At 56.8% G+C, this 13,087-nt stretch carries 10 protein-coding genes; 1 reads left to right on the top strand and 9 read right to left on the bottom strand.

What is annotated here, in order from left to right; genetic code table 11:
* Positions 1-76: 76 nt before the first annotated feature.
* From tkt to DSL70_RS15015, 8 genes are all read right to left on the bottom strand, one after another.
* Positions 77-2,071: a transketolase gene (gene tkt / locus DSL70_RS15050; RefSeq protein WP_119308750.1), complete on the bottom strand. Its 1,995-nt coding sequence runs from the start codon at positions 2,069-2,071 to the stop codon at positions 77-79.
* Between the two features lie 18 nt (positions 2,072-2,089).
* Positions 2,090-2,434 carry a RidA family protein gene (locus DSL70_RS15045; RefSeq protein WP_119308749.1) on the bottom strand — a complete coding sequence of 115 codons (345 nt, stop codon included), beginning with the start codon at positions 2,432-2,434 and terminating at the stop codon, positions 2,090-2,092.
* 84 nt (positions 2,435-2,518) lie between these two features.
* Positions 2,519-3,538 carry a Gfo/Idh/MocA family oxidoreductase gene (locus DSL70_RS15040; protein ID WP_119308748.1) on the bottom strand — a complete coding sequence of 340 codons (1,020 nt, stop codon included), beginning with the start codon at positions 3,536-3,538 and terminating at the stop codon, positions 2,519-2,521.
* On the bottom strand, positions 3,535-4,422 hold the full coding sequence (locus DSL70_RS15035) for a sugar phosphate isomerase/epimerase family protein (RefSeq protein ID WP_119308747.1): 888 nt from the start codon (positions 4,420-4,422) through the stop codon (positions 3,535-3,537). Before DSL70_RS15035 ends, DSL70_RS15040 begins: the two co-directional genes overlap by 4 nt.
* A 27-nt stretch (positions 4,423-4,449) precedes the next feature.
* Positions 4,450-5,280, bottom strand: coding sequence for a carbohydrate ABC transporter permease (locus tag DSL70_RS15030; RefSeq protein ID WP_119308746.1), 831 nt, complete (start codon positions 5,278-5,280; stop codon positions 4,450-4,452).
* Positions 5,280-6,056 (bottom strand): carbohydrate ABC transporter permease, encoded by a 777-nt coding sequence (locus DSL70_RS15025; protein ID WP_245418229.1) that lies wholly within the window; start codon positions 6,054-6,056, stop codon positions 5,280-5,282. Before DSL70_RS15025 ends, DSL70_RS15030 begins: the two co-directional genes overlap by 1 nt.
* A gap of 285 nt (positions 6,057-6,341) precedes the next feature.
* Positions 6,342-7,562: an ABC transporter substrate-binding protein gene (locus DSL70_RS15020; protein WP_119308745.1), complete on the bottom strand. Its 1,221-nt coding sequence runs from the start codon at positions 7,560-7,562 to the stop codon at positions 6,342-6,344.
* A 213-nt stretch (positions 7,563-7,775) separates the two neighbouring features.
* On the bottom strand, positions 7,776-8,474 hold the full coding sequence (locus DSL70_RS15015) for a GntR family transcriptional regulator (protein ID WP_162916728.1): 699 nt from the start codon (positions 8,472-8,474) through the stop codon (positions 7,776-7,778).
* Between the two features lie 190 nt (positions 8,475-8,664).
* Here DSL70_RS15015 and DSL70_RS15010 point away from each other — a divergent pair, with 190 nt between their 5' ends.
* Positions 8,665-9,762, top strand: a complete 1,098-nt coding sequence (locus DSL70_RS15010) for an ABC transporter ATP-binding protein (protein ID WP_119308835.1) — start codon at positions 8,665-8,667, stop codon at positions 9,760-9,762.
* A 228-nt stretch (positions 9,763-9,990) separates the two neighbouring features.
* Here DSL70_RS15010 and DSL70_RS15005 read toward each other — a convergent pair whose 3' ends face one another.
* A complete protein-coding gene (locus DSL70_RS15005; RefSeq protein WP_119308743.1) occupies positions 9,991-13,086 on the bottom strand; it encodes an efflux RND transporter permease subunit in 3,096 nt (1,031 codons plus the stop codon).
* Position 13,087 lies beyond the last annotated feature (1 nt).

The raw sequence follows: 13,087 nt of genomic DNA, 5'->3' as shown, positions 1-13,087 counted from the left end.
CCGTCGGTTTTCTTCGGGGTCCATCGGAAAGCCGGTGGCCAACTTCTGGCGCTGGCCACCGGTTTGTTCAAGAGGCTCAGATCACCGATTTGACAGCGTCTGCAACGGCCTTGTCGGTAATGTTGAAATGCTTGTAGAGGACGGCCGGCGGTGCGGACTCGCCGAACGTGTCGAGCCCAACGCAGGCACCTTCAAAACCGACATATTTGCGCCAATAGTCCGTATTGCCCGCCTCGACGGAGACCCGAGGAATGCCGACCGGCAGAACGTCTGCCTTGTAGGCGGCATCCTGCCTGTCAAACAGGAAGGTCGACGGCATGGAAACAACGCGGGTTCCGATACCTTCCGCTTCCAGAAGCGCCTGCCCCTTGAGAGCAATGTCCATTTCACCACCAGTAGCGATGATGACGGCTTTCAGCTCGCCCTTTTCCTTGCGAAGAACATAGCCGCCTCGTTTGATGGCGTCGACCTGAGCGTCTGTTCGCTCAAACGCCGGACAGATCTGGCGGCTGAGCGACATCATTGTCGGCGTTTCGGCATGCTCAAGAGCACATTTCCAGGCAACGGCAGCCTCGGCGGCATCGCACGGGCGCCAAACGTCGAGGTTCGGGATCATGCGCAGAGACGCCAGATGCTCGATCGGCTGATGGGTCGGCCCATCTTCGCCAACGGCAATGGAGTCATGGGATAACGCATAGATGACCCGTTGCTTCATCAGGGCTCCCATACGGATGGCATTGCGCTGATAATCCGAGAAAGTCACATAGCCACCACCAAACGGAATGAGACCGCCGTGCAGGGCCAGACCATTCATAATGGCTCCCATACCGAACTCGCGGATACCGGCAAACAGGAAATTCCCCCCGCCTTCAGCGGTTATGGCCGTGCAATCATCCCAGATCGAAAGGCAAGAGCAGGCAAGGTCGGCGGACGCGCCGATCAGTTCGGGCAGTTCGCTGGCGATCATGGTGATTGCCTTGTGGCTGGCCATACGAACCGGCATTTCCTGCTGTGCCTTTGCTGTCTCCTTGATGAAGGCATCAAGCTTGGCCTCGAAGTCTGTCGGGAAAGCTCCGCTCATGCGCCGTTTGTAAACGGCAGCCTCTTGCGGGAATGCCTTTTCATAGGCAGCAAAGGCTTTGTTCCAGGCAGCTTCTGCGGCAGCACCGGCATCAACCGCGCTCATCAGGTCATAGACTTCCTGAGGGATCTCGAAGGCCGGATAGGTCCAGCCCATCAGAGCGCGGGCCTTGGCGATTTCCTCATCCCCAAGCAGGTTGCCGTGGCAGGATGCCGTCCCTCCCACCGTCGGAGCCCCCTTGCCGATGATCGTCTTGCAACAGATCAAGGTTGGTTTTGCGTTCTGCTTTTTCGCTTCAGCAACAGCAGCTTCAACAGCTTCGATGTCATGCCCGTCAATGTCACGAATGACATTCCAGCCATAGGCTTCAAAACGCATTGGCGTATCATCGGTAAACCAGCCCTTCACTTCGCCGTCGATAGAAATGCCATTGTCGTCATAAAGCGCAATCAGCTTGCCAAGGCCGAGCGTACCGGCAAGGGAACAGGCCTCATGGGAAATGCCTTCCATCAGGCAACCGTCGCCCAGGAACACGTAGGTATAGTGGTCGACGATGTCATGTCCGGGGCGGTTGAACTCGGCGGCCAGCACCTTCTCGGCGAGTGCCATGCCGACGGCATTGGCGATGCCCTGCCCGAGCGGTCCGGTGGTTGTTTCAACGCCGGGCGTCACGCCATGTTCCGGATGGCCCGGAGTCTTGCTGTGCAGCTGGCGGAAGTCCTTGATGTCGTCCATGGTGACGTCATAGCCGGTGAAATGCAGCAGGCTATAGAGGAGCATGGAGCCATGGCCGTTGCTCAGCACAAAGCGGTCACGGTTATCCCATTTCGGGTTTTTGGGATTGTGTTTCAGGTGACCCTTCCAGAGGGCGACACCCATTTCAGCCATACCCATGGGCATGCCCGGGTGGCCTGACTTGGCATTCTGTACGGCATCGGCCGAGAGAAAGCGGATAGCGTTTGCAAGAACGGTTGGGGCTTTATCTACCATTTCAAACCTCGTGGAAGACTATTTGTAGGCCGTGACGAAAATTTCGATCAAAGTGTCGCCGCCCAGATCGGGCGAGCACAGGGTCGCGCGGGCGGGCAGATGCTCTGCCTCGAACCATTCGCCCCAGACTTCGCTCATTCCTGCCTTGAGATCGAGGCTGGCGAGATAGATGGTTGCGAACAGAACCTTGTTCTTGTCCGAGCCTGCCGCATGCAGGTAGCCTTCCATCTTTTCGAGGGTCTCAAGCGTTTGCCCTTTGATATCCTTGCTGGTATCATCGCAGGCAGTACCGCCGACAAAGACAAACCCGTCTTTCTCAACGACGCGATGCAACACAGGGGTAGGAAGATATCTGTTTACCATGGAGTGTTTCCTTTCCTTGTTTGTGGGGGAATTGTCGCAATGCTTGTGGAAGGGCGCGGCAATTCCCTCTGATCCTTTCCGGCGTTATTTCTTCTGTTTCTTGAACTCTTGCTCGATCAATGCGGTCATGCGCTCGAGAGACGCCATTGCCTGGACGCCATCGTGGATTTGGGGAGCAGCCGACGGCTCACCGCGAAAGGCGGCGGCGGCATCGGCGATCAGCGCTGCATAACCCTTGTGATCCTCATTGGCTGCGGCTGTGAAATTGGGTTCCCAGCAGAGGGTGTCGACCTCGGGATCGAGCGTTGCGTTCCGGTCATCGGCCTTGAAGGGCGGATGGCGGAAGTATTTCACATGGATGATGTTCTGGATCTCGACCCGCCTGTGGTCGCCCATGATGGTCAGGCTTTCGGTTGGATTGCCGCGTGACTGGGTTGTCCCCATGGCGACCGAGCCGATGGCACCGTTTTCGCATTCGAAGCCCAGATGCACGAGGATATGACCCGGCTCGGAGACGTTGACCCGCACCGACAGATCAGAAAAGGGTGCCCCGGCCAACCAGGGCAGCAGGTCCATGTAGTGAACACAATGATGCAGGTAGAAGCTCGAATAGTCGGGCTTTCCCGAAAAATAGGCAGGCTCGTTCATATAATAGCCGCTCAGCCCCATGACCGGGCCAAATGCTTCACCCTTGAGAATGTTGCGGGCAATCCGGTTACCGGTGGAATAGCGTTTCATGAAGCCGACTACGACGGGTTTGCCAGCCTTGTCGGCGGCAGCGGCTATCTCCCGAGCGCTTGCCAGATCCTTTGCGGGTGGCTTCTCGATGAAGACCGGCAGTCCCTTGGCAAGCGCCGCCAGAGCAGCGTCATGATGAACCTCCGGCCCCACGGCCATGCCAACAGCGTCGAGCCCCTTGTGATTGACAAGCTCATGGAAGTCGCCATAAGCCGCTTCGGCGCCATATTGGGAAGCGGCCCGTGCTGCGGCCTTGCCATCAAGATCGCAGACCGCAGCGATGTGCAGGTCATTGCGTGCCAGTTGCGGCATCAACATTTGCGTGGCGTGTCGCCCGCATCCGATCCAGCCAATATTCAGTGTCATCTTTGATAGTCCGCCATTCGGGCGCAGGCGCGCACCAGTTCTACAGAAGCCCTCAATTTTTCGCTCTCGTCCTCCTGTGGTGGACGCCACTGGGCGATGGGCAAGCCGATACGATCATCATTGCGACGGAAGGGTTCCAGCGTTATGGCACCCTGATAATCAATGTCACAAAGCGCCTTCATGATTGCCGGCCAGTCCATGTTGCCGGTTCCCGGGAAACCGCGATGATTTTCATTTCCCTGGAAATAAAACAGCCTGTCTCCCGCCATGCGTATCGCATCGGGAATGGACCGTTCTTCGATGTTGGCGTGGAAAGTATCGAACAGCAGCCCCAGTGCAGGATGATCAACCGCATCAATCACCCGCAGGGCCTGCGATACGGTCGAAATGACATCCGTTTCATAGCGATTGAGCGGCTCAACCGAGAGCAGGCAACCAGCGCTCTCCGCTACGGGAGCAAGATCCGAGAGGGCCGTGACAACCCGCTCTTCCCTTGCCTTCATTTCATCGTCGGCAACAGGCGCCGGGGCACGCCCGGCAAAGACCATGGGAGCCCCGTAGAGAGGGCCGCCAACGGAAATGGCGCCAACCGTTTCGGCAAGCTCGATACAGTATTGAAGATAGTCCGTGCCAGCCTGACGGATCGCCGGATCGCTATCGGAGATCGACCGGGCCAATGACACTCTCGCGGCGAGCGCAATTTGCAAGCCCGCATCATCAAGCGCCAGCCGAATGTCGCCGGCCGCCAGACCTTCTTCCGGTTCGGGAACCAACAGTTCCACCAGATCAAACCCCAGCTCCTTCATCCGGACAAACAGGCCCAGATGCTCCCGGCCAAATGGCCGGGCAAACTGCATCGAGATTATTCCAATCGGATTGTTCATCGTCTTGCCTCCAGAGGCGTTCCGCCCCTACCCCTTCACTGCGCCTTGCGTCATGCCACTGATCAGGCGTTTCTGAACAATCAGGAACAGGATGGTCGCAGGCAAAGCGCCAACGATACCGCCGGATGTGAGAAGCCCCCACTGCACTTCATACTCGCCGATGAGGGTTTGGATCGCGACCGTGATCGGACGCACATTCGAGCCACCAAGAGAGAGTGCATAGAGATATTCGTTCCATGCGGTGATGAAGATATAGATGCCGGTGGCGACGATACCGGGCATGCAGAGCGGCAGCACGACGCGCCTCAGAGCTCCAATCCGCGTGCAGCCATCGGTCATCGCAGCTTCATCAAGAGACTTGGGTATGCCATTGATATAACTTGTCATCATCCAGACCGAGAAGGGAATGGCGACGGTCGAGTTGGCGATGATCAGGGCCAGATGCGAATCCAGCAGACCAAGTACCCGCATCAGAACGAACAGCGGCAGGATCAGCAGCACGATCGGGAACATGTTGATGATCAGGAATTGCGTCAGCAGATATTTCTTGCCGATAAAGTTGAATCGCGAGAAGGAATAGGCTGCGGTGACGCTGAGAGTGAGACCGACGACGACGGTGCCAGCGGCCACAATGAAGGACGTGATCATGTTGTCGAGAAACCCGACGGTGTTGAACAGCCGGTAGTAGTTCTCGAAGGTTGCGCCGATCAGGCTCGGCCCTTGCGTGAAGAGCTTGTCTTCCTGTGTCAGCGACGTCAGCATCATCCAGAGATACGGCCCGAGGGTGAAGAGCAGGATGATCACCATCGGCAGTTCAACAGTCAACATGCGGCGCAGTTTGCTTTTGTGGCTAACCATTAGTCCGCTCCCTTTCCGACCTTGCGTAGATAGACCACGACGATACCGAGCAACATGATGGTGAAGAGCACGGCAAGCGAAGAGCCGTAGCCGAAGTCGAGGTTGGTGCGCGCCTTGACGAAGGCGTATAGCGGTAGCGTATAGGTGGCATAGCCCGGCCCGCCGCCGGTCATGACGTAGATGACGTCAATGGAGTTTGCGACCCAGATGGTCCTCAACAGCACTGCCGTTACCAGAACCCCAGAAATTCCGGGCAGAGTGATGTGCCAGAACTGGCGCCATTTGCTGGCACCATCGATCGACGCGGCTTCATAATAGCTCCGCGGAATGGACTGCAGCCCGGCCAGGATCATCACGGCAAAGAATGGAAAGCCCTGCCACGTGAGCGTCAGGATGATGGCATAGAGCGCCGTATCTGGATCGGCGAGCCAGGGCACGGAGTCCTGAATGATGTTCATGCGCAGCAGGAAGTCATTGAGGATGCCGTAGTTGGAATCATAGATCCAGACCCACATCAGCCCAATGACAACGGATGGCAGGGCCCAGGGGATGATGATCAGGGCACGGGCCAGCGGACGCCATGGGAATTCCTGATTGAGCAGAAGCGCCGTCACCAAACCGAGCAGCAGCTGGCTGGGAATGGTAAGCCCGATCCAGATCACGGTATGCTTGAGGGAAATCCAGAAGACTTCGTCATGGAAGGCGGCAAAGAAGTTTTTCAGGCCGACAAAGCTGATCGCGTTCGGTTTCCATAAGATATAGTCGTGCAGGCTCATCCATGCTGCCTGCAGCATTGGAAAGAAAACGATCGCCAAAGTCACGATCACGGCGGGCGATAAAAGCGCATAAGGTAGTACGCGTTTAGCGAGCGCCGCGCGACTCGATGGCCACTCAGATGAAGTCATTGTCATTGTCATGTCACCGGATAACAAGCCGGCGTCCTATGTGCCGCCATCCTGACTTCACCTGATGAGAGGTGCTGTCCGACAGCGCAGAACCGGAGTCATGGGGGAGCGGTTCGGCCGAACTTTTCGACCGAACCATTGGCAAATGTTCAGCTTTTACTTGTTGAACAGTTTGTCGATCTTCTCGTTCATTTCTTTTGCGGTGATTTCGCCGGTGAGCGCACGCTGCATGTTGACTGGCCACTCGGTGTTCACGAAGTCGGACGTTTCAGGCCGGTTCGGGAGCATGTGAGCGAATGGCAAAGACTCGATGGTGGCATCGACAAAGCGTTTCGGATGCAGGGTCCAGTTGGCAGAGTCTGTTTTGGTGACAGGCAACTGACCGGTGGACTCGTTGAATTCCTTGTTGTTGCCTGCGGAGGAAAGGAAGGCGATCCATTTCCAGGCAGCATCCTTGCTCTTGGCCGAGGAGAAGACAGCCGTCGACTCATCGCCGAATGACGTCCAGCGTCCACCGCCGCATTCCGGCACGGTTGTGGCCGAAACCTTGTCACCAAGCGCGGCAACCATGTCGTTGGCCGAGCCGATGTGGTGAATGGTCATGGCCGTGGTGCCAGCCTTGAACGCTCCGGTTACTTCCTTGAAGCCGTCATTTGGTGCGGATGGCGGGAAGACCTTGTCTTTCTGGAACAGATCAACCACAAACTGGGTGCCTGCAACGCCTGCGTCGCTGGTCAGACCGCTCTTGTCGAAGCTCACGCCTTCACGGGAGAGAACAAGGCTGCCCCAGTGATCATGACCGCCCTTGCCGCCACGGAAACCAAAGCCATAGACATTGTTCCGTCCATCGCCGTTGGTGTCCCGGGTCAGCTTGATGGCTGCGTTGCGGAAGTCATCACAGGTCTTGGGTGGTTCGAGGCCAAGTTCCTTGAACATGTCGGCGCGATAGTAGAGATAGAGAACGACATACTGGACGGGCAGATAATATTGCTTGCCGTCCGGGCCTTTGGTCAGGTCGAAAAGGTTGGCCTGAATGTCGCTTGCGCCATCCCACGCAGCGATGCGATCATCAATCGGCTCCAATGCACCCATTTCGACCAGCCGAGGCTGTGCGTGCATTTTCACCATAGCTGCGTCTGGTGCATTACCCGCAATGATCGATGTATATAGATTATCGTAATAGCTATTCCAGGGAATGTTTTCGGCTTTGATCTTGATGCCAGGGTTCTTTGCCTCGAACTTGGCAACCAGATCAGCCATCGGGTTGTCCGCATTGTCGAAGTGATACCAGAACCGAACAGTATCTTCTGCGTTTGCGGCCGCGCCACAAATCATCATTGCCGCAGCGAGCGCTGCGACGGACAGTGATTTCTTCATCTTCTCCTCCGCTTAATACCGTTTTCTCAACGGCAAAGTGGTTTCCTCAATGCCCGTGATTTGACAAAAGAAGCCTCCCGCTCCCCCTGAGGCCGTTCGGGCTTCGGCCATATCCTTCCCCGATCTTTCGATCTCCTCTGAAAGCCAGCCCCCTCTCCTGAGCTGCTTTCACCCGATAGCCGAACGTCTCCACGGCTCGGCCAACACAACGAGCTAGATGTCCTCCTCTGTGATATCCGGACCGAATTCGGCGATGGTTGTTACGTGATGTGCGATGGCGGCGGTGGCTTTCTTCGCGTTTCCCTCCGCAAGAGCATCCAGGATCGCTTCATGTCGCACGGCTGTTTCATACAAATCCCGCTGGCTACCGGAATTCAGAATCTTGAAGCGGTGGTTGTGAATGAGACAACGCTGCAGCATCGGCCGCACGCTGGGCAGATCGGCAGCATCAAACAGATTGAGATGGAAGGCGCGGTCATAGAGCGTGAGCTGATAGACATCATCCTGCATCGCCGCTGCCTTCATATTCTCGATGGTCTCTGAAAGCTCGCTCCTGAGCAGCGAGCCAAACCGGCGCAAAACGCGCACCATGCTTCGCGACTCAATATCGCGTCGGATACGGATCATTTCGTGGGCATCATCGGCCCGCGCATCCGCAACAAAGGTGCCCCGATGTGAGCGCCTTTCGACAAGCCCGTCATTGCTAAGGGCAATGAGCGCTTCCCGCACAGTGCTCTGACTGCAGCCGAAGCGCTCGGCTATTTCCATTTCCACAATCGTAGCCATGGGTGGCAAGACACCAAGCATGATTTCACGCTGCAAATCGTCATAGACAGTAAGGCTCCTCTTCGCACTGCGTCGCCCTGAGGCTGTTGTGCTACCCTGCTGTTTATCAAGATTTTCGTTCGTCATTTTCATCCCAGCGCTTGCATCTCCGTTTCATTATCGATAATATAGCGATAATTAATCGATATGACAAGACTGCTTTTTCAGGTCATGATCGATTGTCCCCCTCATCGGCTCCGCTGCCGAAACTGGAGTTTTACACACACATCGAATGGCCGGGATTTCCGACCCCGGCGCGGTCATCTGGGAGGAACTGATGGCGAGTATTAAGCTAGAGCGGCTTGTCAAGAATTACGGGTCGTTTCGTGCAATCAAGGGTATTGACCTATCTATCGAAGACGGAGCATTTGTGACCTTCGTGGGGCCTTCGGGCTGTGGCAAATCCACCCTTTTGCGCATGGTTGCCGGTTTGGAGGAGATTTCCGGCGGAACCCTCAAGATTGACGACGAGGTCGTCAATGAGCTTGAACCCCGCGACCGCGATATCGCCATGGTGTTTCAGGACTATGCCCTTTATCCGCACATGTCGGTTGCTGAAAACATCGGCTTCGGGCTGAAGATGCGCAACATGGACGCCAGCGAAATTGATCAGCGTGTCAAGGAGGCGGCAGACATCCTGCAGATCGCCCCACTCCTTCATCGCAAACCCGGCCAGCTTTCCGGTGGCCAGCGCCAGCGTGTCGCCATGGGACGCGCCATCGTGCGGCGGCCCAAGGTCTATCTTTTCGATGAGCCTCTTTCCAACCTCGACGCAAAATTGCGTGTCGATATGCGCACCCAGATCAAGCGCCTGCATCAATTACTCCGCACCACCACCATCTATGTAACCCACGATCAGGTGGAAGCCATGACACTGGCTGATCATATCGTCATTCTGAAGGACGGCATGATCATGCAGCAGGGCCAGCCCGTGAGTGTCTATGAGAAGCCAATCAGCCGGTTTGTCGGTGAATTCATCGGGTCTCCCAAGATGAATATCATCTCGGCGACTGTTGCCGACGCTGACGCCGAGACAGTGCTGGAAAATGACAGCTTCTCACTCAAGGTCGCCGACTGTGGCAAAGTTCCGGGAGAAACAATCGAGGTCGGCATTCGGCCCGAACATCTTATTCCCTGCAACAAAGAAGAGGCTCTCATTACCGCTCGCGTTGATGTGCTGGAACCACTCGGGTCCGACACCCATGCCATCTGTCTCGTCGGCAAGCAGGAATTGACGGCCCGGCTGGACCCGAGCCTTGCACTCAAGCCAGGTGACATCCTGTATCTGCGTGCTGAGCCGGAAAAAATCCATTTCTTCGATCCGGAAAGCGGTGCGCGTCTCGAAATAGACCTGCCGCAGCAAATCGCAGCGTAAGGCTCGAGGGGCCTGCGCCAACAAGACTTCTTTTCCGTTCTCTCCTCCTGCCGAGAGGCAGCAAAAGAGCACTTAGACCAACTTCAGAGTGGCTTGACCCATCAAGCCACTTTTTCTTTTGCAAAGATCACAAGGGGCAACCCCAAACGAATGGCCCGCCCAAATATAAACAACCGGCAGACCGCGAAGCCTGCCGGTTGTTTCATTTCAAACGATGCGCCCTGACGCCTACTGTGCCTTCTTGCGGCCAAAGCCGAAATCCGTAAGGATCGCGAACAGGCTAGGCACGAGGAACAGCGACAGGATGGTTGCCGTCAGCAGGCCAAAGGCAAGGCTGTTGACAAGCGGGATCAGGAACTGCGCCTGCGTGCTGGTTTCAGCCAGCAGAGGCAGAAGCCCGGCAATCGTCGTAAGCGACGTGAGCACCACGGCCCTCAGACGGGCCTTGGCCGCTTTCTTGGTCGCCTCCATCACATCGTGTCCGGCCTCCATCTCTTCATAGATGAAGGATACAAGCAGAATCGAGTTGTTGACCACAACACCGGACAGGGTTGCCAACCCGACGAGGCTCGGAATGGAAATATCCAGCCCCATCAACAGATGGCCGATCACCATGCCGATGGCGCCCAGCGGAATCGCGGCCATCACAACAAATGGCAGGATGTAGCTGTGGAACTGGAAGCTCAGAAGGATGAAAACGAAGGCCATGCCGATGTAGAAATTGGTCAGCAGTGACCCGCCGGTTGTTGCTGCTTCCTTGCCTTGCCCGTTGAAGGCCATCGTCACGCCCGGGAACTGCTTCTTGAGTTCCGGTGCGAACCGGGTCTTCACCTCCATCATCAGCTCACGGGCGTTGACGACCGTTGGCCGGATGGCTCCGATCACGGAAACAGTCCTTTGCCCGTCGACGCGGTTGATGCGCGCATAACCGCGGCTCTCGGTGATGTCAGCAACCGTTGCCAGTGGGATCTTGGAACCGTCAGAGGCGGTGACGTAAAGCGCATTGATCCCGCCGCGGCTGTCGATCGTTCCCTCGGCGAGGCGCACACGGACGTCGACGCCATAGCGCCCGGTCTGGATTTCTAGGCCGGTATTGCCTTGCACGATGGAGCGCAATTCTTCTGATACCGTCTTGGCTGTCAGTCCTAGTCCGCCAGCGTCGTCATGCAGCTTGATGATAAACTCCGGTTTGCCCGGGCGCAGGTCATCGAGTACATCGACGACCCCGTCGTAGCCCGCGAGAAATGCCTTGAGGGCATCACCGGCATCCTTGATCTCGCCAAGATCACCACCTTGCAAGCGAATATCGATGGCATTGCCTGCCACGCCGCGTTCCTTGTCGGTAAATTTCATGGCCAGACTGCCCGGCACCGGTCCGGTGAGCTTGCGCCATTGGGAGAGCATGGCCTGCAGGGAACCTTTGCGGTCCTGAGCGCGGATGAGATCGGCGCTGATGGTAGCCAGATGCGGCCCTTTCTCGTTGGCATCAACATTGACGCCATAATAGACGAGCACATTCTGGACCAGATCGCGGCCTTCCTGCTGCATTGGCTTGAACTCTTCGTTCACCTTGCCAAGTGCGGTCACAACCTGCTGGACGGCAACTTCCGTTTCATCCAGCGTCGTGCCCTGCGGCATCAGGATGCGGGCCTGAATGGTATCGCTTTCCAGCGTCGGGAAGGAGCGAAACTTCAGCATCCCGTTGGCAAAGGGCACATAGGCGAGAATCAGCATAGCGATGATCACGCCAGTGGTGAGGTAACGCCAGGAAATGGCCCAGTCGATTGCCCGCCCGAACACGCCATTCCGGAAGGCCTCGAACCCTCGTTCAAAGGCTGCATGGAACCGGGACTGCTTCCGTGCGCCCTGTTTGGAGAGCGAATGATAGAGGTGGGATGGCAGGATCAGGAAGGCTTCGATGAGGCTGATTGCCAGCGTGATCACAAGAATGACCGGCATCACCTTGAGAACGGCGCCGATCTTGCCTGCCATGAGCGCCAGTGGCCCAACGATCAGGATCGTTGTCAGGAAGGACGAGATGACGCTCGGCAACACCTGCATGGTGCCCTTGACCGCAGCATCGAGTTCCTTTTCCCCCCTCTTGAGGCGCGCGCCGATATTCTCCGAAATGACGATCGCATCGTCCATCAACAAACCTGTGGAGACGATCAGCCCGACCATGGTCATGGTATTGAGCGTATAGCCCAGTCCATTCATGGCAAAGATTGCGCCAAGGAAGGACACCGGCAGGCCCATCGCAACCCAGAAACTATACCGCAACGAGAAGAACAGCCACATCGTCAGGAACACCAGCACTAGCCCCTGAATGCCATTGGACGTCAGAATCCTCAGGCGATCGACAATGTTGGGCGACACATCCTGCGAGATGTCGAGACTGACACCCGGAGGCGCCATGGTCTTTTCCTTGGCAAGGATATCATCGATGATGGCCTTGACCTTCAGGGTGTCCTGACTGGGTGTCTTGGCGATTTCGATAAGAGCGGCGCGCTTGCCGTTGAAGGTTACCTTGTCTTCGGCAAACTCGAACTGCTTGGAAATCGTTGCGATATCCTTGAGGCGGACAATGCCGCCATCGGCCGAACTCTTGATGACAATTTCGCCAAACTCGCGCGGCTTGCGGCGCTGGTCGGCATAGCGCAACACCAGATCCCCGCTTTTGGTTTCCAGCGTGCCAGCCGGAAGATCAACGCTTTGCGCCTTGATCGCGTTGGCAACATCGGGAATGCTGAGGCCGAGATCCCTGAGGGCAGTTTCATCGACCCGCACATCGATCAACGGATCGGCAAAGCCTTTCATCGTGGCCTGCGCAATCTGCTTGTTGCGCATCACGCGGGACAGCACCTTGTCGGCATAGGCAAACAGGCTCTGCGGATCATCAATACCGGTGATGGCGATTGTCGCAATCGTTGCCGTGCGTTCCATCTTGGTGACCGTCGGGCGTTCCACGTTTTCGGGAAAACCGGTGATCGCCTCGATCTCGCTCTTGATGTCGTTGTAGAAGGTGTCGAAATCCCGCCCTTCGATCATGGTCACGACCGCGATGGCGAGGTTTTCACGGGCCTCGCAGGTCATTTCCAGCTTGTCGGGAATGACGCCAAGCGCCTCTTCGAAGCGGAGACAGACGGCCTCCTCGACATCCAGCGCCGTTGCACCGGGATAGGAAACGCGGACTTCAACCTGCGTCGGATCGGTTTCGGGAAAGGTATCCCGCTGCAGTTTTGGCAGAGACAGGGCACCGACCAGCAATATGGCGACCATCAGCAGGTTCGCTGCCGTGGGATGCTTGGCAAAATAGCGGATCATG

The organism is Cohaesibacter haloalkalitolerans, from assembly GCF_003574655.1.
Classification (GTDB): Bacteria; Pseudomonadota; Alphaproteobacteria; order Rhizobiales; family Cohaesibacteraceae; genus Cohaesibacter; species Cohaesibacter haloalkalitolerans.
The sequence above is the reverse complement of the archived record's forward strand: the minus strand, read 5'-3'. Positions and strand labels throughout refer to the sequence as shown.